This window comes from Thiomonas intermedia (assembly GCF_002028405.1).
In the GTDB taxonomy this organism is placed as follows: domain Bacteria; phylum Pseudomonadota; class Gammaproteobacteria; order Burkholderiales; family Burkholderiaceae_C; genus Thiomonas; species Thiomonas intermedia.
In genome coordinates this window covers 1,730,061-1,754,174 of the sequence record NZ_CP020046.1, presented here as the reverse complement: position 1 = coordinate 1,754,174, position 24,114 = coordinate 1,730,061, and the positions used below count along the sequence as shown (strand labels likewise).

Sequence of the window (24,114 nt, the reverse complement as noted above, 5' to 3'; positions counted from 1 at the left end):
GCCGCATCAGGCGGCGTCGCCGCGACCGAGGGCCGGGCGGGCAATCTGCCCCAGGCTTTCGAAGATGAGACGGCGCGGCGCGATGCGCCAGCCCAGTTGCTGCTCGATGGCGATGACCGCGCGCATGGCCAGCAGGGAATGGCCGCCGAGATCGAAGAAGTTGTCGGTGAGCAGAACCTGATCGACGCCGAGCAGCTCGTGCCAGATCTCGGCGATCTGGTGCTCTTCGGGCGTGCCGGGCTGTTCCGAACCCGTCGCCCCGGCCTTGCGGGCGGGCGCATCGGCCCGCGGCGCGGGCAAGGCAGCGCGGTCGAGTTTGCCGTTGGGCAGCAGGGGCAGGGCGTCGAGCGGCACGATGTGCTGGGGCACCATGTAATCGGGCAGGCGCAGGCGCAGCGTCTGACGCAGGTCGCCCGGAAGCGGCGCGGCGGTGCCCGGCGGGGGCACGATGTAGGCCACCAGACGCACATCGTCCGGCGTGGGGGCATAGGTGGTGAGCACGCAGCTGGCGACGCCGGCCTGCTCGCGCAGCACGGCCTCGATTTCGCCGAGCTCGATGCGAAAGCCGCGAATTTTCACCTGGTGGTCCAGACGGCCGAGGTGTTCGAGCTGGCCGTCGTGCCGCCAGCGCCCGAGGTCGCCGGTCTTGTAGAGGCGGGCGTGCGGATCGGTGCTGAAAGGGTCGGCGATGAAGCGCTCGGCGGTGAGTTCGGGGCGCTGGAAATAGCCCAGTGTCACACCGTCGCCACCGATGTGGATCTCGCCCGGCGTGCCGATGGGGCAGAGCTGGCCTTGGGGGTCGAGGATCCAGACCTGGGTGTTGGCGATGGGCCGCCCGATCACGATGGCCTGCCGGGGCTGCACCCGCCAGCAGGTCGACCAGACGGTGGTCTCGGTCGGGCCGTAGAGGTTCCAGACCTCGTCGCAGGCCTGCAGCAGACGCGGGGCCAAGTCGGCGGGCAGGGCTTCGCCGCCGATGAGGGCGCGCAGCCCGCGCTGGCCGCGCCAGCCCGCGTCGAGCAGCATGCGCCAGGTCGAGGGCGCGGCCTGGAGCGCCGTGGGCTGGCGGGCATGCAGCAGCTCACGCAGCGCAAAGGGGTCGCGCGACTGGGCCAGGTCGGCCAGGATCACGCGGGCGCCCACGGTCAGCGGCAGCAGCAGTTCGAGCACGGCGATGTCGAAGGAGAGCGTGGTGACGGCCAGCAGGACGTCTTCGCGCCGCAGCCCGGGTTCGCGCGCCATGCTGCGCAGGAAGTTGACCACGGCGCGATGCGGCACCTGCACGCCCTTGGGCCGTCCGGTCGAGCCGGAGGTGTAGATCATGTAGGCCGGATCGTCGGGGCGGGCGTCGCGGACGGGGTCGGGCGCGAGGGCGTCTTCGCAGCGCAGATGCGCCAGCGGCGCGCGGTCGAGCGCAAGCTGGGGCACGCCGGTCTCGGCCATCAGGGCCATGAGATCGGCCTGGGTGAGCAGGCAGCGCAGTTGCGCGTCGGTGGCCATATAGCGCAAGCGCTCGGGCGGAAAGCCGGGGTCGAGCGGCACATAGGCGGCCCCGGCGTGCAGCACGCCCAGCAGGGCGGCCATCATGTCCGGCTGGCGATGCAGGCAGAGGCCGACGCGATCACCGCGGCCCACGCCCATGCGGCGCAGGTGATGGGCGATGCCGAGGGCGCGGGTGTGGAGATCGCCGTAGCGCAGCGTGTGGCCCTGCGCGTCGGTGAGGGCCGGGCGGTCACGCCGGTCGGGCGCGTCGAGCTGCAGGGCGGCCGGCAGGGTCAGCGGGGCGGGCAGCGGCTGCGGCGTGGCGTTCCACTGGTCGAGCAGGGCGCGCTGCGCGGGCGTGACCAGCGCGTGGCTGGAGACCGGCCGTGCGGGTTGCGCCAGAAGCTGTTCGGTGAGGAAGACGTAGCTGTCGAGCAGACGCTGGGCGGTCTCGGCGCTGAACAGATCGGTGGCGTATTCAAGGTGGATGCGCCGGGTGAACTCGGTGTCGACGTGAATGGACAGGTCGAACTGCGCGGCGACCCGGTCGAAGTCGAAGGCCTCGTAGGTGAAGGGCACATCGGCGAGCTTGCCCGTGGGCGCGTTGAGCACGTTGAACAGCACCCGCACCAGGCCCTGCGGGTGATCGGCGCGCTGGGCCTCGAGGCGCTCGACCAGCTCGTCAAACGGCGCGTCCTGGTGGGCGTAGGCGTGCAGGGCGGTGGCGCGCACCTGTTGCACGAGCTGGTCGAAGGAGGCTTGCATCTCGACCGTGTTGCGCATCACCAGGGTGTTGACCAGCGTGCCCACGAGCTGCTCGGTCGCGGCATGGTGACGGTTGGCTATGGGCGTGCCCACCGCAATGTCAGAACAGCGGCAGATGCGGGCCAGCAGCACATTGAAGCTGGCCAGCAGCAGCATGAAGGGGGTGACGCCATGCCTGGCACCGTAGTCGCGCAGCGCCTGCTGCAACGACTCGGACATCGGCGCAAACAACGCATGACCCATGTGGCTGGGCTGCGCTGGTCGTGGAAAGTCGGTGGGCAAGGGGAGATCGCTCAGGCCTCGCAGACGGCCCAGCCAATCTTCGAGAGAGTTTTCGCGGGCGGCGGCGGGTGCGCTGCGCTGCCAGGCGGCGTAGTCTGCATATTGGATGCTCAGCGGCGCCAGGCCCATGTCGGCAGGGTCGGTCCGCCCCTGTAGCAGACCCGCGTAGAGCTGGAGCACGTCGCGGGAGAGTATGGCCATGGCCCAGTTGTCGGCGATGGCATGGTGCAGGACCCAGAGCATGATGTGCTCGTCGTCGCTCATGCGCATGAGGCAAAGACGAAACAGCGGCGCCGCCGAAAGGTCGAAGGGTTCTGCCGTGAACGTGGACGCCGCCTGCCGCGCGGCAGATTCGCGAGCCTCGGCAGGCAGGCCGCTCAGATCGCGCAGGTCGAAGCGGGGCCGCAGTTCGGGGAGGATCACTTGGCGCGGCTCGTTGCCCTGCAGGGTGAAGCAGGTGCGCAGACCTTCGTGCCGCGCCACCAGTAGCGCCAGCGCCTGCGCGAACAGCTCGATGTGGAACGGCCCCCGGAACCGCAACGACCCGCTGACGTTGTACGCAACCGATTCCGGGTGGAACTGCTGGATGACCCACATGCGGCGTTGGGACAGCGAGGCTGGCAGCGGTGCGCCTCGCGGCACGGCGGGAATGACGTCGGCGTGATCGACGGGATCCTTCTGGTCGATGTGCGCCGCCAGCTGGGCCACGGTCAGATGGCTGAACAGATCGATCAGGGGCAGCTCGATGCCGAGTTGCTGCAGGATGCGCGAACGGACCTGGGTCAGGGAGAGCGAATGGCCACCCAGCTCAAAAAAGGAGTCGAGCACCCCGAAGGCCTCAATGCCGAGGACGTCATGCCAGATGGACCACAATGTTTGCTCGGTCGGGTTTCTGGGCGGCAGGCGGGCGACGGCCGAGGACGCTTTCACTTGCGGCGTGGGCAGTCGACGCTTGTCGATCTTGCCGCTGGCGGTCAGGGGCAGGGCGGGCAGGGCCTGCCAGGCGCTGGGCACCATGTAGTGCGGCAGGCTGGCTTCCAGGGCCTGTCGCAGCTCGGTCAGCGGGGTGTCGGCATGCGCTTCGCGCAGCACGACGTAGGCGGCAAGTTGCGGGTCGTTCGCCTGCGCCATCCAGACGGCAACGGCGGCCTGGGCAACTGCGGGATGCGCAGACAGGCTGCGCTCGATCTCTCCAATTTCGATGCGAAAGCCGCGGATCTTGATCTGATCGTCGTTGCGGCCGACGAGGTGCAGTTGTCCGTCGGCTGACCAGTAGCCGAGGTCGCCGCTGCGGTACATCCGATCGCCCGGCTCGAAGGGGTCGGGCAAAAAGCGCTCGGCGGTGCGCTCGGGCTGGCCGAGATAGCCCAGGGCTACGCCCAAGCCAGCGATGCAGATCTCCCCGACGACATCAAAGGGTTGCGGGCGCAGTTGTTCGTCGAGGACATAGACGCGGGTGTTGTCGATGGGTCGCCCCACGGGCAGGTTGCCGCGCGCCTGGGTGATCAGGCCGTCGACGACGTAGAGGGTGCTGTCTTCGGTGGTTTCACTCGGGCCGTAGAAGTTCAGCAGCCGGGCGTTGGGCAGCAGGGCCTGGAAGCGTGCGGCCAGCGCAGCGTCCAGCGGCTCTCCCCCGAACTGGAGGTAGCGCAGACGGGTACACGAGGGCAGCAAGGGATCGTCCACCAAGGCGCGCGCGGTCGAGGGGGCCAGGGTGAGATGGGTGATGCCCTGATGGCGCACGGTTTGCAGCATCGCAGGAAGGTCGCGCTGCAGGCCGGGTGGGGCCAGGTAAACGGCAGCACCGCAGATCAGTGGCATGAAGATTTCGGAGATCGAGGCGTCAAAGCTCAGCGACGATTTCTGCAGCAGTCGGTCTTGGGGGCCGAACCGCACGGCGCGCACATTCCACAGTTTGTGGTTGCACAGGGCGCGGTGCGGAATGACCACGCCCTTGGGCTGGCCGGTGGAGCCCGAGGTGAAGATCACCAGGGCCGGGTCGTCGGAGCTGCAGTCGGCCGAAGGCGTGTCGCCAAGGTCGGCACTCGTGGCCGCAAGGTCGGCGTCCAAAAGCTGCAAGGGGGTACGGTCTGCGGGCGAGGCTTCGCGGAGGACGGGATGCAGACTTTCCTGCGCGAGCACGAGGCGTGCATCGGTGTCCTGCAAAATGCGGCGCAGGCGCTCGGTGGGAATATCGGTATCGAGCGGCACATAGGCGCCGCCGGCCTTGAGCACGGCGAGCAGCGCCACGACGAGCGCCGGACAGCGCTCCATCATCACGGGTACGTTGACGTCGCGTCCTACGCCGAGGCGGCGCAAGTTGAGCGCCAGGCGATCAGCGGCCTGCTCCAACGCGTGGTAGCTCAGTCGGGTTGTGCCGAATCGGACGGCGATCGCATCGGGCGTGCGCCGCGCTTGCTCTGAGACGAGATGGTGAAGGCACTGGGTGCCGGCGCGGGGTTGCGCTGTCAGGTTGAGTGCGGCCAACGCCGCCCTTTCGCGATCTGGCAGGACGTCGAGATCGCACAGACGCTGCTCCGGGCGCGCGAGCAGGTTGGACAGATGTCGATCGAGTCGATCGCTGAGGTGCTCGGTGTGCGTCATCGCGGCGGGCGCGCGCGGATCAAGGACCAGGTCGATGGGCACACTCTGCGAATCGCCATAGTCACGCACATAGGCGGCAACGGGCGCGAGTCCCGGGTGACCGCTGAACGGGGAGAACGTCATACGGGCCGAACCCAGGGCCACGTGGGGATGAAAGGGCTCGAAGGAGACCATCAAGTCGAAGGGCATGCCTGAGACCGCATGTTTCGCCGGTAGACCGGCGAGCGCGCGGTCGAGCGGGAATTGCAGGTGGCGCCAGACCTGACGGGCATCGTCTGCCAGAGCACGCATGATCGACGGCAGGTTTTGGTCACCGGTTGCCGTCAATCGCAGTGGCAGGGTGTTGGCAAAGAGGCCGAGGGTCTGTTTATCGACCGGATCCTTTCGGTTGTGCAGCGGCATGCCAATAAGCAGGTCGATCTGGCCGGTGACCCTCGCCAGATAGGTTGCGAGGAAAAAGAGAACGGCCAAAGCGGGCGTCAAGCCGTAGGAGGCTGCCGCCTGCAGGAAGGCTTCCCATTGCGCAGGGGGTGGGGTCCACCGGTGTTGAATTGGCGTGGGAAGGGCCTCAAGGTGAGGTGGCGAGAGGGCCTTTGCAGCGCCGCTGTCAGGAAAGCGCTCTCGCCAGAACGCTTGGTCTGAAGCGAAGCGGGGCGAGCGCAAGTAGGCTTGCTCTCTTTCGATAAAGCGCAGAAAGAGGGGGCCGGGTTCCTGGGTTTGCGTGGTCGAGGAGAGCAGGGCGTTATAGCGCTGGGCGATACGCTGTCCGAGCAGCATCTCCCCATAGCCATCGAGGAGTAGGTGGTTGAAGCACATCAACCAGACGTGTTGCTGCGCGTCAATTCGAAAGAGGACGCTCTTCCAGAGCCCGGTGCCATAGGGCTGGATCGGTGCGCTTTTTATCTTGGCGACGGCATGCTCGGCTTCCTGAATGGCGCGCGACGAGGATCCGAACTGCGCAAAGAGGTCGGTGTAAGCCAAGCGCCATGTCGTGAACGCGTCGAAGTGCCAGCAAGGGCCCTCTGGTGTCTGCAACACGCGTGCGCGCAGCATCGGCTCTGCGACGACGATGTCGCAAATGGCCTGCTCCAGCAGGGCCTGATCCAAAGGGCCATCTAGGGTGACAGAAACACCGATGTTGTAAATGGCGCTGCCGAACAGTTCCTGCCTCAGCAGCATGTGGTTCTGAACTTCACTCAAGGGCCAACGCATGTCGGCACCGTTCTGCGAAGCAGAACAGTCAGGCACAGGAACCGGAAGAGCGTTGGACATTCGGCGAGTGATGTTGCGCAGCGATGCAGGAAGATTCTCCTTGCGGGCGTCTATTTTGGCTTGCATTTGCTGCGTCTTGGCCCGAACACTGACCGGATCTGTGAACTATTCCTCCTTTCGGCCTCATGGGGTTCAAGACGGGTTTTCCATCGGGCTACGATGGCATGCTGTTTCCCTTACTTTGCGGGGAAGTTCTCGCGACTTTTCATGTCTGTTGCCCCAAACGCCGCGGCCCAATCTGGCCTTCCCGAGACATCTTGGCGCATCGGCCGCAATGGCCTTTTCATCGACCGCGAGCAGGACGAGGCTTTCATCCGCGCGGAATGGGGCGTGTTCGGGCCGCGGGTACGGCAGATCGGGCTCTACGGCTCAGTGGCTTTTCTTTCTGCGACGTTCACCGACCTTTCCGTCCTCGGGGCCACTGCGGTGTACTGGAGTCTGTTGGCCGCGCGGTTCATGATTCTGGGCTGGGGCCTCTGGCTCGCGCGCATGGGGAGTGCGCGCCCGGCGCCGCCGATCCGTCGGGTGGGGGCGGCGCTGCTGGGTTTCGAGCTCAGCATCATGGTGCTGTTCCTGCTGGTGGTGCTGGCGTATGGGGGCGGTGCGGACTATCACTCCATCACGGCGCTGGCGCTGATTTTCGCGGGCTATGCCTATGTGCCTGTGCTGCGCCGTGAGGCGATGTGGATTGGTGGCATTTTTACGGCTCTGTTCGCCGTGGTTGTCTGGAGTTCGCTGCGGTTCGACACCAAATACGTGAATATCGCGTTGGTGCTGTTCGGGTTCGCGAACGTGGCGGGGTGGCAGATTGCGGTCTCTCTCAGTCGGGGTCTGCGCACGGCCTGGCTGGACCGGCGTCGGCTTGAGTTCGAGGCGCAGGCGGCGCAGGACGCGCGGCAGCAGGCCGAGCAGAGTGAGGAGAATCTCGCGCGGCTGTTCGATGCCACGCCCATGCCGCTGGTGCTGGTTCGGGTGGCGGATGCCAAGGTCCTGCGCTTCAACGCGGCGGCGAAGAACCTGATCGATCCGCAGGGCAGGAAGCAGGGCGAGGTTTTCAGCACCGATTTTTACGAGGACCCTACGCTGCGTGCGCGGCTGCTCGCGCGCCTGCGGACCGAGGGGGCCGTGCGCCAGGAGGAGGTTCGACTGAAGACGGTGTCGGGCCAGGTCATCGATGTGCTGTTTTCGATGCGTCTGCTGCGGTTTGCCGGGGAGGACTGCATCGTCTCGGGCATGGTGGAGATTTCGGCGCAGAAGCGTCTGGAACATCAGTTGCGTGTCTTGGCGTTCACTGACCCGCTTACGGGTCTGCAGAGCCGGCGCGGCTTTTTTGCGATGAGCGAGCAGGCCATGCGCGCCGCGCCGCCTGGAGCGCCAGGACCTTGCGTCGTGCTGATCGACCTCGATCATTTCAAGCTGATCAATGACCGGTATGGTCATCCGGTGGGCGATGAGGTGCTGGTGGAGTTCGCGCAGGTGGTGCTGTCGCTGTTGCGCGAAGGCGATGTGATGGCGCGCATGGGGGGCGAGGAGTTCTGCCTTTTGCTTGCGCATGCGCGTGCGGCGCAGGCTCTGGAAGTGGCCGAGCGCATCCGGGAGTTCGTGGCGGCCCATCCCTTCCAGACCTCGGCCGGTGTGGTGCGCCTGAGTCTGAGTCTGGGTCTCGCGGGATGTGATGGGCCGGCGCGGAACATTGATGAGGTGCTGTCGATGGCCGATCAGGCCATGTACCGCGCCAAGCTGGGCGGGCGCAACCGGACTGAGATGCACTGCGCCTGATCGGGCGTTGACAGGCGCTAATCCCTACGCCTTCGAGGGCAATTAAGCGAATAGGAATTATTCGCAATAAGATGGTCGTCACGCGGCCAAGTAGGGGCCGTGCCGAGGCCCCAGCCTGCCGGGGCGCTAGCCCTGGAGAATGGCGATGGGATTTGCAGAACTTGGACTCAGTCTGTTGGCGGCGCTGCTGCTGACCTGGGTCGTGATGGAGTGGTCCAAATGAATCCCACGCCAGGTAAGGCGGCGCCGCTTTCGGCGATGACGGGTGCGGTTCCCGAGTCGATGACGCACCCCGGGCTGACGCTGCATTCGCGCGAGTTGTTTCGGCAGGGCGCGGTGGTGCAGATCCGTCATCAGGGACAGGTCTACCAACTGCGCCTGACCCGCCAGGACAAGCTGATTTTGACCAAGTAGGCCGTGGGCCGCCGGGTCCGCCCATGATTTCTCGCAGCTTTGCTCGCCAGCCCTTGTGTGGACCAGTCCTCCGGCACAGATGCCAGCCATGCGATTTTTGGGAGGCCCCAGCGCTGGCTCGGGCGCGGCAGGGCGCCAGCAGGCCTAAGGGGGCGAAGGGTGCGGCGCTCTAGGCATCCGCAGGATGGCCGCGCAGCAGGGCGAGCAGCCCGTCGAGTTCGTCCAGGGTGCTGAACCGGATGGCGACTTCACCGCTTTGGTGTCCTTTGCGAACCGCTTTGGCGCGGATTTCAACCGGCGCGGTGAAGTGCTCGGACAGTTCCTCTTCCAGCCGTTTCCAGTCGCGGTCTTTGGCGGCTGCGGCGGCCTTGACGGGGCGGGCGGCTTGTTCGCCCTGGTGGGTTCGCGCAACCAGTTTTTCGGCCTCGCGCACGCTCAGTCGCTTGGCCAGGATCTGCTGCGCCGCCTGAACCTGCTGCGCCTTGTCCAGCGACAGCAGGGCCCGGGCGTGTCCCATGTCGAGGTCGCCGGCCAGCAGCATGGTCTGCACCGCATCGGCTAGTTGCAGCAGGCGCAGGAGGTTGCTGGTGGCGGTGCGCGAGCGGCCGACCGCCTGCCCGGCCTGTTCATGGGTGTGGCCGAATTCATCGATCAGGCGGGCGATGCCGCGGGCTTCTTCCAGCGGATTGAGATCCTCGCGCTGAAGATTTTCGATCAGCGCCATGGACAGGGTGGACCGGTCGTCGGCTTCCTTGACCAGCGCGGGGACGGTGTCGAGCCCAGCGAGGCGGGCGGCGCGGGTGCGGCGTTCCCCGGCGATGATTTCAAAACGGCCGTCGGGCAGGGAGCGCACCAGCACGGGCTGCATCACGCCTTGCGTCTTGATGCTCTGCGCCAGCTCATAGAGGGCGCCCTCATCCATTTGCGAGCGAGGCTGGTAGCGGCCGGGCACGAGATCGTCCAGGCGCAGCTCGCGCAGGGCGGCGGCATCGGTGTCCGTCAGCTCGACGGAGGGGCCGAGCAGAACGTCGAGGCCGCGGCCTAGTCCTTTGGGTTTTTTGGTTGCCATGTGCGTGAGGCGTGTTGAAGCCGGATCAATGGGAGAGAGAGCCGCCTGGGCGCTGCCCGCGCCGGAGCAGGTCGTCGAGAAGGCTGCGGCCGTGCGGCCAGTCGCCCAGACCCGAGTCGGTGTTGACGTGGCCGCAGGCGCCGAGGTCGACGCAGGACGCGCCCCAGCGTTCGGCCAGGCGCTTTGCGGCGCCATACCGGCAGTAGGGATCATCGGTGCTGGCGGCGACCGTGGCGGGGAAGGGGAACGGTGGCTGCGCGAGGGGGCGGCGCCACGGGTGCAGGACTGCGGGGAGCTGCGAGCCATGCAGATCGGGCGGCGCGACGAGCAGGGCGCATGCGACCCGGTCGGCATGCCGCGAGCTGCTGGCCCAGGCGTCGATCAGGTGGCAGCCCAGGCTATGTCCCACGAGGGCGACGGGCCCGGTCTGCGCCAGTATCACGTCTTCCAGGCGGGCAACCCAGTCGCCGCGGCGAGGTAAGTCCCAGTCGGCCTGCTCGACCACGGTATCGCCGTAAAGCGCCGCCCAGCGCCGTTGCCAGTGTTTGTCGCCGGAGCCGAGCCAGCCTGGCAGCAGCAGAATGCGCGGTGGGATCATGGTTGGCTGTGTCATGCGGCGACCGCAAGGCGGTCCACCATTTCCTGGGCAAATTCGATGAAGGCTTTGGCGCCCCGGCTGCTGGGATCGAACACCACCCCGGGCAGCCCGTAGCTGGGGGCCTCCGCGAGCCGGACATTGCGCGGAATGACGGTGTTGAATACCTTGTCGCCGAAATGGCCCTTGATCTGCTCGCTGACCTGCTGCTGCAGGGTGATGCGGGGATCGAACATGACCCGTAGCAGACCGATGATGCGCAGATCGCGGTTGAGATTGGCGTGCACCTGTTTGATGGTGTTGACCAGGTCGGACAGCCCTTCGAGTGCGAAATACTCGCATTGCATGGGCACGATGACGCCGTGTGCGGCGCACAGTCCATTGAGCGTCAGCAGCCCAAGGGCGGGCGGGCTGTCGATGAGGATGAAGTCGTAGTCGGCTTCGACGGTGGCGAGCGCTGACTTGAGTCGGCGCTCGCGTTGAGGAAGATCGACGAGTTCGACCTCGGCACCGGCCAACTCGCGGTTGGCCCCGATCACGTCATAGCCCGCCTTGGTGCCGCGCTGCCGGGCCTGCGCAAGCTCGGTCTGGCCGATCAGCACTTCGTAGATCGAGGCTTCGAGCGTGTGTTTGTCCACGCCGGAGCCCATGGTGGCATTGCCTTGGGGGTCCATGTCGACCAGGAGGACGCGCTGGCCGATGCGAGCGAGAGCGGCGGCCAGGTTGACACTGGTGGTGGTTTTACCAACGCCACCCTTCTGATTCGCAATGCAAAAAATCTGCGTCAAGCCGACTCTCCAGAAAACGGACGTTTCACGTGAAACAGGGTTGAGGAGGTGTGAGCCTCTCTGCCTGTATTGTGCCGTAGCCCGGTGGAACTCAGCGCGTTGCTCGCCGCAGCCAGACCAGGCAACGCTGTGCTTCCAGTCCGGGTACCTGCAGGGGTTCGATGCGCGAAAGCACGGCGTCGCCCAAGGCGGCAATTTCGTCGGCGGGCGGGCGGCCCTTCATCGCGCACCACTGCCCGCCAGGTGCGAGCAGGCTCGACGTGCTGTTCACCAGAAGGGGCAGATCGCTGAAGGCGCGGCTGGTGATGCAGTCGAAACCGGCCGGATCGGTGAGGGCCTCAACCCGCGCATGATGGACCTGGACCTGCTTGAGCCTCAGGCTGCCGCTCGTCTGCTGCAAAAAAGCGCACTTCTTCTGGACGGTATCGACCAGATGAATGTCGGTATCGGGCAGCCCGATGGCGAACACGATGCCCGGGAGGCCGCCGCCCGAGCCGACGTCGAGCAGGCGCCGGGGGGCAAGGCGCTGAAGGGCGGGCAGGGCGGCCAGGCAGTCCGCCAGATGCAGGCGCGCCATGCCTTCGACATCGCGAACCGCCGTGAGATTGAAGACGCTGTTCCAGCGTTGAAGCAGTGCGGTGAAATCGAGCAACTGGCGTTGTTGGTGCTCGTCGAGTGTCAGACCGAGCGCGTCCAGGGTCTGATGGAGGAAGCGTTCGAGCGAGAAGTCGGCTGCGGTCTGCGTGCTGGCGGTGCTCACGCGACGGCATCCTTCTCCAGCTTCAGGGCCTGCTTGAGCACCCCCTTGCGCAAATGAATCAGGAGCAAGGACACCGCGGCGGGCGTCATGCCCGAGAGCCGCGAAGCCAGTCCCAAAGTTTCTGGGCGCGCCTGATTGAGCTTCTGCTGCACTTCGATCGACAGGCCGGAGACCTCGCGGTAATCGAGATCGGCGGGCAGGCGCAGCGATTCCTGTTGCGCGGCCCGATCCACTTCATCCTGCTGCCGCTCGATATAACCGGCATACTTGATGTGAATCTCGACCTGTTCGCGTTCGGTTTCGCCCAGGGGCGCATCCGGCGCAAACGCGGGATGGGGGAAGGCCGCCAACGCGTCGTACCGCAACTCGGGCCGGCGCAGCAGGTCGGCGAGGTTGTATTCGCGCTCGATGGTCTTGCCCAGCAGCGCCTGCGCCTGGTCGGGCGGCAGGCTTTGCGGGGTGACCCAGGTGGATCGCAGGCGCTGAATCTCGCGCTCGATGGCATCGCGCTTGCGGCAGAAGGCGTCCCAGCGGGCGTCGCTCACCACGCCCAGTTCGCGACCGATCTCGGTCAGGCGCAGATCGGCGTTGTCCTCGCGCAGGCTGAGGCGGTACTCGGCCCGGCTGGTGAACATGCGGTAAGGCTCGCTGACGCCCTTGGTCACCAAGTCATCGACCAGCACGCCCAGATAGGCCTGATCGCGCCGTGGGCACCAGGCCTCACGACCCTGAACCTGCAACGCCGCGTTGATGCCCGCCAGCAAGCCCTGGGCCGCAGCCTCCTCGTAGCCGGTGGTGCCGTTGATTTGCCCCGCGAAAAACAGGCCATCGATGGCCTTGGTCTCCAGCGAGGTCTTCAGCGCCATGGGGTTGAAATAGTCATACTCGATGGCGTAGCCGGGGCGCAGCAGGTGGGCATGCTCCAGCCCCGGAATCGAGTGCACCATGGCAATCTGCACATCGAAGGGCAGGCTGGTGGAGATGCCGTTGGGATAGAACTCGTTGGTCTGCAGGCCTTCCGGCTCTAGAAAAATCTGATGCGATGTTTTGTCGGCGAAGCGGTGAATCTTGTCCTCGATACTGGGGCAATACCGCGGGCCTACACCTTCGATCACCCCGGTGAACATCGGGCTGCGATCCAGCCCGGCGCGAATGATGTCGTGCGTCTGCGGTGTGGTGTGGGTGATCCAGCACGCCACTTGCGGCGGATGCTGATCGGCCGAGCCGAGAAAACTGAACACGGGCATGGGGTTGAGATCGCCCGGTTGCTCGACCAGCTTGGAGAAGTCGATGGTGCGTCCGTCGATCCGGGCCGGCGTGCCAGTCTTGAGGCGGCCCTGAGGCAGGGCGAGGGCCTTGAGGCGAGCGGACAGGCGCTGCGCCGGAGGATCACCCGCACGGCCGGCGGCGTAGTGGTCGAGGCCGATATGGATCTTGCCGTCCAGAAATGTCCCGGCGGTCAGCACCACCGTGCGGGTGCGAAAGCGGATCCCCGTCTGCGTGACCACGGCCGTGACCCGGTCGCCATGGCCGGTCGACTCCACGAGCAGATCGTCGGCCGCCTGCTGGAACAGCCAGAGATTGGGCTGATCCTCCAGCCTTCCCCGAATGGCGCGTTTGTAGAGCTGACGGTCGGCTTGCGCCCGTGTGGCGCGCACCGCAGGCCCTTTGCTGGCGTTGAGAATGCGAAACTGGATGCCAGCCTCATCGGTGGCTTCGGCCATCGCCCCGCCCAGCGCGTCCACCTCCTTGACCAAGTGGCCCTTGCCGATGCCGCCGATGGAAGGATTGCAGGACATCTGCCCCAGAGTTTCGATATTGTGGGTCAGCAGCAGCGTTGCGCAACCCATGCGCGCGGCGGCCAGCGCCGCCTCGGTGCCAGCGTGCCCGCCGCCGATGACGACGACATCAAAGTTACGCGGATAATCCACTGTGTGCCTCCTCAACCAATCTATTTTATGCGGGTTAACCCTGTGCGGTGGGTTTGAGGGGCTTTGTTTCACGTGAAACATCCCGTCCCCGCTGGCATTGTTGCGCAACCACGCCCCATCTTCATGGAAACCCTCAACGAACTACAAGAACTTTACCCGGCCCTCTCGGCCGTGCCGACCGCCGAATTGCAAGCGGAATGGGCTGGCGGCACGGCTGCGATGCAGGTGCCAAGGGGTATGCAGCTGTTTGCCCCCGGGGCGCATTGTGGCGGGTTTCCTCTGGTGCTTTCAGGCGAGGCCCGGGTGTTCCGCATGGCAGCCTCGGGGCGACAGCTGGAGATGTACCGCCTGACGCCGGGCGAGATCTGCCTGGTTTCATCGGCCAGCCTCTTTTCAGGCGAGACACTTTCGGCGCATGCGGAGATGCAGGCTGACGGGGCCTTGTGGATGATTCGCCCGTCACTGTTTGAGCAATGGATTCAGCATACCCCGGCCTTCCGCCGCTTCGTCCTGGGGCAATTTGCCACGCGCATGGCCGACCTCACCGCACTCATCGACGCCCTGGCGTTTCACCGACTGGACCAGCGCCTGGCGCAGGCGCTACTGGGTCAAGGGCCGCGCCTGCAGAGCACGCATCAACAACTTGCCGACCGTCTGGGCACCGCACGCGAGATCGTCACCCGCCTGCTCAAACGCTTCGAGGCGGCCGGCTGGGTGGCTCTTTCTCGGGAGAGGATCGACATCCTGCAGCCGGCCGTGTTGCGGCAAGTGGCGGCGGGAGACCTTTCGGGCTGACACGCTCTGGCCGCGCCGCAGCCATGTGACCGGAGTCACAGTGGTGTCGCGCCAATCGGTGTCAAATGGCGACATTCTTTTTCAAGGAGTGGGCCATGAAACTCAACGTTGGCGGCATCGACCGCATTCTTCGCATTGTTGTGGGTATTGTTCTGATCGCGCTGACGCTGATGGGCACCATCGGTGTCTGGGGCTGGATCGGCATCGTGCCGTTGGTCACGGGCCTGTTCAAGTTCTGCCCGGTGTATTCCCTGATCGGCATAAAGACCTGCTCGATGAAAAAGTAAGACAGGCCGCGCGCGGCTCGGGTCTGAAAACGGCGTCACCCTTCATGGGGACGCCGTTTTTCTTGGCCCATGAGAAGGCGCCCGGGTGGTCCTGTCCGGGGATTCAGAAGAAAGCGTCATGCGCGGTCTTGAGAATCAGCGCGGCCACCACCAGTAGAAACACCGCTCGCACAAAGTGCGTGCCGCGGCGCAAGGCCAGCCGCGTTCCCAGAAGACTTCCGGCGATATTGCACACGGCGATGAGGGCCGCGTAAGGCCACATGACATGACCCTTGCTGGCAAACACCAGCAACGCGGCCAGATTGCAGGCGACATTGACGACCTTGGCACTTGCCGAGGCGTGCAGAAAATCGAAGCCGAAGCCGCGCACAAACAGAAAGATCAGGAAGTTGCCCGTGCCCGGGCCGAAGAAGCCGTCGTAAAACCCGATGAGCAGACCACCGCCAAGAGCGAGCAGCCGCTCGGCTCTGCCGCTGAGATGGGGGGCATGATGATGGCCCAGATCCTTGCGCTTGAGGGTGTAGAGCAGCACGGCCAGCAGGATGAAGGGCAGGGCCTGGCGGAAGTCGCTTGATTTGACCTGGGTGATGAGCCAGGCGCCGCAGAGCGCACCGAAAAAGGCGGCGAGGGCGGCCGGGACGACGGTGGACCAGGGCGGTTGAACCCGCCGCACATAGGACCACATCGAGGCCGAGGTGCCCCAGATCGCGCCGCCCTTGTTGGTGCCAAAAAGCGTGGCCGGGGCGGCGTTGGGAAACGCAGCAAAGAGGGCCGGGACCAGAACCAATCCGCCCCCGCCAACGATGGCATCTACAAACCCGGCGAACAATGCGGCGAGGCCGAGCAGGATCAATTCCATGGACAAAGGGGGGATGTGATGGGCGAGAAGTAAAAAAGCACCGGAACGGGTGTTCGCGGTGCTTCGGGGTGTTGCCTGCGCTGCAATCAAGTGCAGCGCCTTTGTCATGAAACAACCTTGACTTCGGGTTGTTTGTCTCCTCAGTCCCTCTTGCTGGGGTGCGTCGGATGCATCCAATCGCAATGAAAAGTATTGTTCAAACTTTGTGCGTCGCCCGCACTAGGGGCGAACCCTGAGAGCTTCACGCTGGTGCATGCGGAGCGATTTCAGCGCCCCAGCCCTGGAAACAGCTTGAGCAGGCCATCGCTCATCATCTCCACCGCGAGTGCCGAGAGAATCAGGCCCATCAGGCGGGTCATCACGTTGATGCCGGTTTTGCCGAGGAAGCGCGCAATCGGCTCGGCCGCCATGAAGCAAAGCGCGGCCGCGACCGCAATGATGACGCCGTAACTGATCAGCACCGCATGCTGCCACCAATGATGGGTGTTGCTGGCATAGATGATGACCGTGCTGATGGTGGCCGGACCGGTCAGCAGGGGAATGGTCAGCGGCACCACCGCCACGCTGGCGCGATCGGCGGCCTCTTCCACCTCGTCGCTGGTCGATTTGGTCGCGCCGGTCTTGGCGTTGAGTATGCTGATGGCACTGATCAACAGCAGCATGCCGCCGCCCACCTGGAAGGACGCGATGGAAATGCCAAAGAAATGCAGCAGGTCGGCGCCCACCACTGTGCTGAGGGCGATGACCAGAAACGCCGAGATCGAGCTGACGAGGATGGTCCGCTTCTTCTGTTCGCGCGTGAAATTTTCGGTGAACAGGATGAAAAAGGGGATGATGCCCAGGGGGTTGACAATCGCCAGCAGGGCGATCAACGGTTTGACCAGATTCATGGGTTTGAACGGGAGCGTGCGCGGACCTCATTATCAGCGCACCGCGCGGCTCAACCCCGTTCCCGGCCCTTCTCGCACCCGCAGGCGTTGCGCTCAGATCACCCTTGAATAGCGCGGCTGCAGCAGCTGCTCGCGCGGCTGGTGCAGGTAGCCGTCGAACTGCATGGCCACGATGCGCACCAGCAGACGGCCTTGCGGCGTGACGCGAACCTGCAGGCCATGCGGCCCTTCGCGCACGACCAGTCCCGCCTCCTCCAGCGGCTTGAGGCGCTGCAGATCGAGGGCGAAGGTCGTGGCGGCCTCCACCTTGAAGGCGTCGGCAAGGGCGACGAGATCGAGGTGGAAATCGCACATCAACCGCTGGATGGCGGTGCGGCGCAGGTGGTCTTCGGGGGTGAGGTGCACGCCGCGAGCGGTCGGCAGTTTGTTGAACGCCAGCATCTCGGTGTATTCGTCGATGGTCTTGGCGTTTTGCGCGTAGCAGTTGCCGACATTGGAAATGCTCGACACGCCGAAGGCCAGCAGATCGAGTTCGGCCTGCGTGGAGTAGCCCTGGAAATTGCGGTGCAGCTTGCCCTCGCGCTGGGCGCGGGCGAGCTCGTCGTCGGGCTTGGCGAAATGATCCATACCGATGTAGACATAGCCGGCCTCTTGCAGCCGCCGGATGGCCAGGCCCAGCAGGCCGAGCTTGATGTCGGCCGAAGGCAGATCCTCGGCGTTGATGCGGCGCTGGGGTTTGAACAGATGCGGCAGATGCGCGTAGCTGTAGAGCGAAAGCCGGTCGGGCGAGAGTTCCATGACCTGATCGAGCGTGCGGGCGAACGAGTCCAGGTTCTGGAAGGGCAGGCCGTAGATCAGGTCGAGGCTGATGGAGCCGAAGCCGTGGGCGCGCGCGGCGTCGATGACCAGACGGGTCTCGTCCACGCTCTGGATGCGGTTGACCGCCTGCTGCACTTCCGGCGCGAAATCCTGCACGCCCACGCTCATGCGGTTGAAGCCCAGGCGGGCGAGGTGGGCCACGCGCCGCTCGTCCACCTTGCGCGGGTCGATCTCGATCGAGAATTCGCCGCCCGGCTGAAGGTCGAAATGGTCGCGCGTCATGGCCATGAGCCGCGCGGCCTCCTCGTCATTCAGAAAGGTCGGGGTGCCGCCGCCCCAGTGCAACTGCGTCACCGGCAGGCGAGCCTGCAGGATGCCGGCAATCAGCTTGAGCTCCTGCTCCACGCTGTCGAGGTAAGGCGCAGAGCGGCCGTGATTCTTGGTGGGGATCTTGTTGCAGCCGCAGTAGTAGCACAGGGTTTCGCAGAACGGCACATGGAAATACAGCGACACCGGCTCGTCCGGGCGCTGGGCGCGGCGCCGCAACTCCTCGGCATAGTCGCGCGGCCCGAAGCCGGCATGCATGCGGTCGGCCGTGGGGTAGGAGGTGTAACGCGGCCCGGAGATGTCGAAACGCTGGAGCAGCTCGGGCTGGAAGTCGAGAGATTGATTCATCATAATGATTGAATGTTTGCTCAAAGACGACCCTGAGGTTTTGATCTGACGCAACGGTTGGCGTGACCGCGGCACAATTGCTGCAACGCAAAAACAACAGCGGCTGCCTCGATGCAGCCCGATGCGCGCGGAAGCCAGGGTGGAATGGACTATCCTGCGACGCGCATCTTCCGGCATCGCGGGCCTGACCTCGCGCAATTCCCATGCAGACAGAAACCCCTTCCGCGGCCGAGCACAAATCCGGCATGGCGGCTCTCAGCCTTGGCGCTCTGGGCGTGGTGTACGGCGACATCGGCACCAGCCCGCTGTACGCCTTCCAGACGGCGTTCAGCCCCGATCATGGCGTGCCCTACAGCGCGGACAACATCCTCGGCGTGCTGTCGCTGATCTTCTGGGCGCTGACCCTGATCGTGCTGGTGAAGTATGTGCTGCTGGTGCTGCGTGCCGACAACGACGGCGAAGGCGGCATTCTCGCCCTCATGGCGCTGGTGATGCGCCGGTATGCCAAGGGCACGCGCGGGCGTGCGGTGGCCATTGCCCTGGGGCTGATCGGCGCGTCGATGTTCTATGGCGACAGCGTCATCACCCCGGCCATTTCGGTGCTATCGGCCATCGAGGGCCTGGGCGTGGCCACGCCGGTGTTCGACGACTGGATCGTGCCGATCACGGCGGGCATTCTCGTGGGCCTGTTCGTGGTGCAGAAACACGGCACGGCCGTGGTCGGGCGATTTTTCGGCCCGGTCATGCTGCTCTGGTTCACCGCCATCGGTCTGTTGGGGATGGCGCAGATCGTGCAGAACCCCGCGGTGCTGCTGGCCATCAATCCGTACTACGCGGCGGAGCTGTTCGTGCGCGAGCCGGGCGTGGCGCTGATTCTGCTGGGCGCGGTGTTCCTGGTGCTCACCGGCGGTGAGGCGTTGTATGCCGACATGGGACATTTCGGCCGCAAGCCTATTCAGATCGCCTGGATCGGCCTGGTCATGCCCGGCCTGGTGCTCAACTATTTCGGCCAAGGCGCGCTGGTACTGGCGCATCCCGAGGCGACCAAGAATCCCTTTTTCTATCTGGCGCCGTCGTGGGCCCTGTGGCCGCTGCTGGCGCTGGCCACCATGGCCACCATCATTGCCTCGCAAGCGGTCATCTCCGGAGCCTATTCGATCACCACGCAGGCGATCAAGCTCGGCTATCTGCCGCGCATGCGGGTGTTGTTCACCAACGAGAGCAATCAGGGGCAGATCTATGTGCCCTTCATCAACTGGCTGCTGATGATTTTCGTGCTGCTGCTGGTGCTGACCTTCAAGACGGCGGAAAACCTCGCCGCCGCCTATGGCATTGCGGTGAACATCACCATGATCGTCACCACCGCTTTCTGCTGGATGATCGCCCAGCATCGCTGGGGCTGGAGTGCGGCGCGCGCCAATGTGGTGTTCGGCCTGTTCGCGCTGATCGATCTCGCCTTCCTGTCGTCCAACGCGCTCAAGATCGATCACGGCGGCTGGTTCCCGCTGTTGTTCGGCGCGGTGGTCTACACCTTGCTGGCGACCTGGAAGCGCGGCCGCAGCCTGCTGCGCCGTCAGCTCGAGGAGCATGCGCTGAACCTGCAGGATTTCGTCGCCAGCCTGTCCACCTACCCGCCCACCCGCGTGGAGGGCACGGCCATCTACCTCACGCCCAACGCCACCACCGTGCCGCACGCGCTGCTGCACAACCTCAAGCACAACAAAGTGCTGCACGAGCGCGTGATCTTCCTCTCGGCGCAAACGATGGACGTGCCGCATGTGAGCGCCGATCAGGGCATCAAGCTCACGGCGATGGAGGAGGGCATCTATCTGCTGCACGTCGAACTCGGCTTCCAGGACGAGCCCGACATCCAGCGGCTGCTCAAGGAATGCGAACGCCTCTACGGCATGGAATTCCAGCTCATGGAAACCTCCTTCTTCCTGGCGCGACAGACCATCATTCCGTCCAAGCTGCCGGGCATGGCGGTGTGGCGCGAGGTGCTGTTTTCCTGGATGAGCCGCAATGCGCAGGAAGCATCGGATTACTTCCGCATCCCGCCCAACCGCGTGGTCGAGCTGGGCACGCAGGTGGAAATCTGATCCGCAGCGGCGAGGATGGGCCACAGCGCTGTGCGGTATTTCACGGTCTGGCCTTCGGCGTGATCCTGCCGGGGGTTGCCGCCCTTGTGCGGCGACGGCTTCGTGTCGATGATGCGGGCATGGTTGATGCTTTGTTGTCGTGACCGCACCCCCGTACACGGGGCGCCATCAGGAGGACGCCATGCTTGCCGTAGCCGCCTACAAGACCGTGTTCGATGTCAGCGCCGTGGAGCGCAAGCTCCACTGCATGGGCCCCGATGCCAATGAGCATCTGCGCGGCACCTACCAGCGCATGCTGGCCACCGGCGGAGATCGTCTGGCCATCAAGCCGCAGGACGCGCCCGAGATGTCGCAGCTCTGCGCCGAGCTGCCCAATTTCGGCGCCCCGCTGCGCGACATCCACCGCAGCCTGGCGCTGTGCGCCGACAGCCGTGATCCGGTGGAAATCATGCCCATGTTGCTGCTGGGCGACCCCGGCATCGGCAAGACCCATTTCGCCCGACGGGTCTCGGCGCTGCTGGGCACCACCTGCGCGGTGGCGCCGATGAATGCCCTCACCGCCGGATGGATTCTGTCGGGGGCCTCATCGCAATGGAAGCATTCGCGCCCCGGCAAGGTCTTCGACACCCTGGTGGGCGGCGAATATGCCAACCCGGTGCTGGTGATCGACGAGATCGACAAGGCCGCGGGCCATGCCCAATACGATCCGCTGGGTGCGCTCTACAGCCTGCTCGAGGCCGACACCGCGCGCGCCTTTACCGACGAGTTCGCCGAAGTGCCGATCGACTGCAGCAGCGTGATCTGGATCGCCACCGCCAACGACGCCAGCGGCATTCCCGAGCCCATTCTGAACCGGCTCAACGTCTACGACATCGTCGCACCCGATGCCGAAGGCACGCGCAGAATCGCGGCCAACCTCTACCGCGAGATCCGCACCGGCCACGACTGGGGCGCCACCTTCCCCGACCAGCCCGACGACGACGTGCTCGACGTGCTGCAGCAGTGCAAGCCGCGCGAGTTGCGCCGACTGCTGCTGGGCGCCTTCGGCGCGGCCAAGCTCGACGGACGCGCCGAGCTGGCCCCACGAGACGTCGACTTCGAACGGCTGCACCGCCCATCGCGCATCGGCTTCATGCACTGAGCGCCTGTGAACATTTCGGACAGGCCCGGAACATTCACAGGCGCTGAGCCGGGCGGGTGCCGTCCGGCCCTGGCGGCTCAATGTTGCATGCCCTTCATGTGTCCCATGTCCATGCCCTTCATGTCATCCGGGCCGGAGGCCGTGGGCTTGCGGACCTCGAACTCGGTCGTGACCGATTGGCCGTCCGAGAACTTGAGCGTGACGGGCACCTTCTGGCCAGGCTCGATGCCGGGCTTGGGCTGCATCAGCATGATGTGATAGTCGCCCGGGGTGAAGGCCATGCTCTTGTGCGGGGCGATGGCAATAGCGTCGACGTGCACCATGTTCGACATGCCGTTCTTGTTCACCGTCTGGTGCAGCATGACCATGCCGTACTTCGGGCTGGAGGCGCCGACGAGCTTGACCTCCTTGTCGGTATCGTTCGTGACCTTGGCATAGCCCCCGGCGGGCAGATTGGCCGGAAGCCAGCGGATCCAGGCCTCCGTGACCTGGATGCCCGCGGCGAATGCCGAGCCGAGCAGCCCCAGGCTGAGTGCGCCTGCGGCGAGGCCCTGGGCGAGACGGCGGCGAGAAAAAGCGGTGACAGACATGACGACTCCTTCAGTTCAGAGGGTAAAGCGGGGGAAAAGAGGGGAAACAGCGCTCGCGGCACGCGCGGTGACCGTGTCCGCGGCGATAACGGGCAAGGATAGGGGGGCAGCGTCGGCTGCTGCGCGGCTGCCGAGCAACACCCCGCTCAGGCGCAGGTCACGCAAAAGCGCCGCGCCGAAGTCGAGGTAAGCCGCGGCCGCCGCCGGGTCGTCGCGGCCGCCGCGCAGGGAGGCAATGGCCTGAGACCCCGTCAACTCGCCGGGGCGCAGGCGTTCGATCAATTGTGCGGTCAATGGGTTGATCTGCGCGCAGCGCACCTGATCGGCCCCGACGCGGTAAAGCGCCAGATCGGTGGCCACGGGCGCAATACGCTGCCTGGGCCGCAGGGTATGCACCGGCCAGTCGTAGTGCACGAGCCGCAGCGCCGGGTTGCAGACCGGCACGTCGTGCAGCAGATCGCCATCGGGCTGGCAGGCGACGGCTTCAGGGTCGTCGAGCATCAGAGTGCCGCGGGTCCACTCAAAATGGGCGAGCGCGCACAGGGCCTCTGAGCGCCCCCCGGGGCGGCTCGTCGGCCCGCCCCCCGCGGGGGTCAAGGCAACTTGGGGCGGCCCAGCGTCGCCTGGAGCATGATCGGCCAGGGGCAGCGAAGGGCCCTGGAGAAAGGCGACGAACTCGCCGCCCAAGTCGCGGAAGAAGGGCGTCTGGCAGCCGTGCTCGGCGACGAACCGGCGTACCAGTTGCGACCAGCGCCGCGCGGACAACAAACCGCGCAGGCGCGGAAACGCGCCGAGCAGGGCTTCGTTCACATTGGCATGGACCAGCCGCGCATAGAGATCGACCCGTCGCGCCTTCAGGCCCGCTGGACAGGGCTGGCCGCGCGGCCGGCGCAGACGCGCGGCGAACGCCGCCTGCGTGTCCTGCAAGGCCTCGGCCCGATCTGCGGTCGCGGGGGCGGCGAGGGCGATGGATGGCCGGGGCATGGCGGGCGGCACCACGCCAGTGGCGGGGCTGGCCCGGCTTTGCAGCGTGCCGATCTGCCGCACTTCCTGCATCAGCACCTCCAGCGTCGGCAGATGGTTGTCGCGTTCGAGCAGGGTGGGGCGCATGCCATGGTGGGCGTAAACCGTCTGCAGCAACTGCCACACCGGGTCGATGACGGCCGCGCCGTGGGTGTCGAGCAGCAGGCCGTCGTCCATGCGGCGGTGCCCGGCGATGTGCAGGTAGGCGATGCGTTCGCTGGGCAGCGCCCGCAGTTGCGCGGCAGGGTCGCCGCCATGATTGGCGCAGTTCACATAGAGGTTGTTCACATCCAGGTGCAGATCGCAGTCGGCCTCGGCCAGCACCGCCTGGATGAATTCGATCTCAGAAAGCGGCGCGTTCGGGTGGGCGGCGTAGTAGGAGGCGTTTTCCACCGCGATGCGCTGCCCCAGAACATCCTGGGTCTGGCGGATGCGCGCGGCAACGTGGCGCACGGCCTCCTCGGTGAAGGGCAGGGGCAGCAGCTCATAGAGTTGCCCCGAGGTGTCGGCACACCAGGCCAGATGCTCGGTGTAGAGGGCCATGCCGTGCAGATCCATGAACTGCCGGATCTGCCGCAGCAAGGCCACGTTCAACGGCCCCGGGCCGCCCAGCGAGAGCGACAGCCCGTGACAGACGAAGGGTGCGCGCTCCGTCAACGCGCGCAGCGCGCGGCCGGATTCTCCGCCCACGCCGATCCAGTTCTCGGGGGCGATCTCGAAAAAATCGAGCCCCTCGGGCAGCGCGGACTGCAACTCCGCCAGGAAGTCCTGGCGCAGCCCCAGTCCTGCGCCTTGCGGGTGGCGCGGGGCCATCCCGCCGCAAGCGGGCGTGGCGGCCGACATGGCGACGGGCCTCAGCTGGCGTGCTTGGCCGGCTTGTCCGCCATGTCCTTGGCGCCGCACTGCCCGGCCGGGGCCTTGCAGGTGTCGGAGCCGCACTTGCCCTGGGCCCGCATCTGCGGCGTGCAGTCGGGCAGGGCCTTGCCCTTGGCGTCATCGGCGCCGCAGCCCGCTTCTTTCGCGGCTGTCTTCAGCAGATGGCCGGGGGGCATCTCGGAAAAGGCAAAGGGATTGGTGGCGGCCTGAGCAGCAGAGCCCAGCGTGACCATCATAGCGGCGCCGACGGCGGCGGCCAGGGGGAGGGAACGAGACATGAAACAGCACTCCTGAAATCGAAAAGGGGCACACGCGCGGA

At 65.7% G+C, this 24,114-nt stretch carries 18 protein-coding genes; 6 read left to right on the top strand and 12 right to left on the bottom strand.

From position 1 onward, the window contains the following. Positions 1 to 6: 6 nt before the first annotated feature. On the bottom strand, positions 7 to 6,312 hold the full coding sequence (locus tag BVH73_RS08170) for a non-ribosomal peptide synthetase (protein WP_245800294.1): 6,306 nt from the start codon (positions 6,310 to 6,312) through the stop codon (positions 7 to 9). A gap of 300 nt (positions 6,313 to 6,612) precedes the next feature. On the opposite strand from BVH73_RS08170, the gene BVH73_RS08165 reads away from it, so the two are divergent. Then, the gene (locus tag BVH73_RS08165) at positions 6,613 to 8,184 is read left to right on the top strand and encodes a sensor domain-containing diguanylate cyclase (RefSeq protein WP_079417700.1); all 1,572 of its coding nucleotides are present in this window, start codon (positions 6,613 to 6,615) and stop codon (positions 8,182 to 8,184) included. 219 nt (positions 8,185 to 8,403) lie between these two features. Further along, positions 8,404 to 8,598 carry a hemin uptake protein HemP gene (hemP, locus tag BVH73_RS08160; RefSeq protein ID WP_079417698.1) on the top strand — a complete coding sequence of 65 codons (195 nt, stop codon included), beginning with the start codon at positions 8,404 to 8,406 and terminating at the stop codon, positions 8,596 to 8,598. Positions 8,599 to 8,767: 169 nt separating this feature from the next. Here hemP and BVH73_RS08155 read toward each other — a convergent pair whose 3' ends face one another. The 5 genes from BVH73_RS08155 to mnmG form a co-directional block, all read right to left on the bottom strand. Then, on the bottom strand, positions 8,768 to 9,667 hold the full coding sequence (locus BVH73_RS08155) for a ParB/RepB/Spo0J family partition protein (protein WP_079417696.1): 900 nt from the start codon (positions 9,665 to 9,667) through the stop codon (positions 8,768 to 8,770). A gap of 25 nt (positions 9,668 to 9,692) precedes the next feature. After that, a complete protein-coding gene (locus tag BVH73_RS08150; protein WP_079420449.1) occupies positions 9,693 to 10,265 on the bottom strand; it encodes an RBBP9/YdeN family alpha/beta hydrolase in 573 nt (190 codons plus the stop codon). A gap of 11 nt (positions 10,266 to 10,276) precedes the next feature. Next, positions 10,277 to 11,050 carry a ParA family protein gene (locus tag BVH73_RS08145; RefSeq protein ID WP_079417694.1) on the bottom strand — a complete coding sequence of 258 codons (774 nt, stop codon included), beginning with the start codon at positions 11,048 to 11,050 and terminating at the stop codon, positions 10,277 to 10,279. A gap of 91 nt (positions 11,051 to 11,141) precedes the next feature. Beyond that, the gene (gene rsmG, locus BVH73_RS08140; RefSeq protein WP_079417692.1) at positions 11,142 to 11,810 is read right to left on the bottom strand and encodes a 16S rRNA (guanine(527)-N(7))-methyltransferase RsmG; all 669 of its coding nucleotides are present in this window, start codon (positions 11,808 to 11,810) and stop codon (positions 11,142 to 11,144) included. Further along, entirely contained in the window at positions 11,807 to 13,741 is a 1,935-nt protein-coding gene (gene mnmG, locus BVH73_RS08135; protein ID WP_079417690.1) for a tRNA uridine-5-carboxymethylaminomethyl(34) synthesis enzyme MnmG, read from the bottom strand. Before mnmG ends, rsmG begins: the two co-directional genes overlap by 4 nt. A gap of 123 nt (positions 13,742 to 13,864) precedes the next feature. Here mnmG and BVH73_RS08130 point away from each other — a divergent pair, with 123 nt between their 5' ends. Both BVH73_RS08130 and BVH73_RS08125 read left to right on the top strand, forming a co-directional pair. After that, positions 13,865 to 14,536: a Crp/Fnr family transcriptional regulator gene (locus BVH73_RS08130; RefSeq protein WP_079417688.1), complete on the top strand. Its 672-nt coding sequence runs from the start codon at positions 13,865 to 13,867 to the stop codon at positions 14,534 to 14,536. A 95-nt stretch (positions 14,537 to 14,631) separates the two neighbouring features. Beyond that, complete coding sequence (locus tag BVH73_RS08125) at positions 14,632 to 14,823, top strand: YgaP family membrane protein (protein WP_079420447.1); 192 nt, start codon at positions 14,632 to 14,634, stop codon at positions 14,821 to 14,823. Positions 14,824 to 14,926: 103 nt separating this feature from the next. Here the strand turns inward: BVH73_RS08125 and BVH73_RS08120 are convergent, their stop codons facing one another. From BVH73_RS08120 to hemN, 3 genes are all read right to left on the bottom strand, one after another. Continuing rightward, positions 14,927 to 15,682, bottom strand: coding sequence for a sulfite exporter TauE/SafE family protein (locus BVH73_RS08120; RefSeq protein WP_079417686.1), 756 nt, complete (start codon positions 15,680 to 15,682; stop codon positions 14,927 to 14,929). A gap of 266 nt (positions 15,683 to 15,948) precedes the next feature. Next, entirely contained in the window at positions 15,949 to 16,572 is a 624-nt protein-coding gene (locus BVH73_RS08115; RefSeq protein ID WP_079417684.1) for a MarC family protein, read from the bottom strand. Positions 16,573 to 16,665: 93 nt separating this feature from the next. Then, positions 16,666 to 18,069 (bottom strand): oxygen-independent coproporphyrinogen III oxidase, encoded by a 1,404-nt coding sequence (gene hemN / locus BVH73_RS08110; RefSeq protein ID WP_079417682.1) that lies wholly within the window; start codon positions 18,067 to 18,069, stop codon positions 16,666 to 16,668. A gap of 200 nt (positions 18,070 to 18,269) precedes the next feature. Here hemN and BVH73_RS08105 point away from each other — a divergent pair, with 200 nt between their 5' ends. Both BVH73_RS08105 and BVH73_RS08100 read left to right on the top strand, forming a co-directional pair. Continuing rightward, positions 18,270 to 20,165, top strand: a complete 1,896-nt coding sequence (locus BVH73_RS08105) for a potassium transporter Kup (RefSeq protein WP_169836767.1) — start codon at positions 18,270 to 18,272, stop codon at positions 20,163 to 20,165. 181 nt (positions 20,166 to 20,346) lie between these two features. Continuing rightward, positions 20,347 to 21,306 carry an AAA family ATPase gene (locus tag BVH73_RS08100; RefSeq protein ID WP_079417680.1) on the top strand — a complete coding sequence of 320 codons (960 nt, stop codon included), beginning with the start codon at positions 20,347 to 20,349 and terminating at the stop codon, positions 21,304 to 21,306. 77 nt (positions 21,307 to 21,383) lie between these two features. Here the strand turns inward: BVH73_RS08100 and BVH73_RS08095 are convergent, their stop codons facing one another. From BVH73_RS08095 to BVH73_RS08085, 3 genes are read right to left on the bottom strand one after another with little or no spacing between them, the layout of a single operon-like run. After that, positions 21,384 to 21,896: a copper chaperone PCu(A)C gene (locus BVH73_RS08095; RefSeq protein WP_079417678.1), complete on the bottom strand. Its 513-nt coding sequence runs from the start codon at positions 21,894 to 21,896 to the stop codon at positions 21,384 to 21,386. Positions 21,897 to 21,911: 15 nt separating this feature from the next. Then, a complete protein-coding gene (locus BVH73_RS15930) occupies positions 21,912 to 23,762 on the bottom strand; it encodes an HvfB family MNIO-type RiPP peptide maturase (protein ID WP_169836766.1) in 1,851 nt (616 codons plus the stop codon). A gap of 11 nt (positions 23,763 to 23,773) precedes the next feature. Further along, positions 23,774 to 24,073 carry a hypothetical protein gene (locus BVH73_RS08085; protein ID WP_154048454.1) on the bottom strand — a complete coding sequence of 100 codons (300 nt, stop codon included), beginning with the start codon at positions 24,071 to 24,073 and terminating at the stop codon, positions 23,774 to 23,776. Between the last annotated feature and the right edge of the window lie 41 nt (positions 24,074 to 24,114).

What these genes read in the sequence shown, in the direction of transcription:
- BVH73_RS08155 (WP_079417696.1), bottom strand. Translation starts at nt 9,667, where the DNA reads ATGGCAACCAAAAAACCCAAAGGACTAGGCCGCGGCCTCGACGTTCTG.
- BVH73_RS08130 (WP_079417688.1), top strand. Translation starts at nt 13,865, where the DNA reads ATGGAAACCCTCAACGAACTACAAGAACTTTACCCGGCCCTCTCGGCC.
- BVH73_RS08120 (WP_079417686.1), bottom strand. Translation starts at nt 15,682, where the DNA reads ATGGAATTGATCCTGCTCGGCCTCGCCGCATTGTTCGCCGGGTTTGTA.
- BVH73_RS08150 (WP_079420449.1), bottom strand. Translation starts at nt 10,265, where the DNA reads ATGATCCCACCGCGCATTCTGCTGCTGCCAGGCTGGCTCGGCTCCGGC.
- BVH73_RS08095 (WP_079417678.1), bottom strand. Translation starts at nt 21,896, where the DNA reads ATGTCTGTCACCGCTTTTTCTCGCCGCCGTCTCGCCCAGGGCCTCGCC.
- BVH73_RS15930 (WP_169836766.1), bottom strand. Translation starts at nt 23,762, where the DNA reads ATGTCGGCCGCCACGCCCGCTTGCGGCGGGATGGCCCCGCGCCACCCG.
- BVH73_RS08115 (WP_079417684.1), bottom strand. Translation starts at nt 16,572, where the DNA reads ATGAATCTGGTCAAACCGTTGATCGCCCTGCTGGCGATTGTCAACCCC.
- BVH73_RS08105 (WP_169836767.1), top strand. Translation starts at nt 18,270, where the DNA reads ATGCAGACAGAAACCCCTTCCGCGGCCGAGCACAAATCCGGCATGGCG.
- BVH73_RS08125 (WP_079420447.1), top strand. Translation starts at nt 14,632, where the DNA reads ATGAAACTCAACGTTGGCGGCATCGACCGCATTCTTCGCATTGTTGTG.
- BVH73_RS08085 (WP_154048454.1), bottom strand. Translation starts at nt 24,073, where the DNA reads ATGTCTCGTTCCCTCCCCCTGGCCGCCGCCGTCGGCGCCGCTATGATG.
- BVH73_RS08170 (WP_245800294.1), bottom strand. Translation starts at nt 6,312, where the DNA reads ATGCTGCTGAGGCAGGAACTGTTCGGCAGCGCCATTTACAACATCGGT.
- hemP (WP_079417698.1), top strand. Translation starts at nt 8,404, where the DNA reads ATGAATCCCACGCCAGGTAAGGCGGCGCCGCTTTCGGCGATGACGGGT.
- BVH73_RS08165 (WP_079417700.1), top strand. Translation starts at nt 6,613, where the DNA reads ATGTCTGTTGCCCCAAACGCCGCGGCCCAATCTGGCCTTCCCGAGACA.
- BVH73_RS08100 (WP_079417680.1), top strand. Translation starts at nt 20,347, where the DNA reads ATGCTTGCCGTAGCCGCCTACAAGACCGTGTTCGATGTCAGCGCCGTG.
- hemN (WP_079417682.1), bottom strand. Translation starts at nt 18,069, where the DNA reads ATGATGAATCAATCTCTCGACTTCCAGCCCGAGCTGCTCCAGCGTTTC.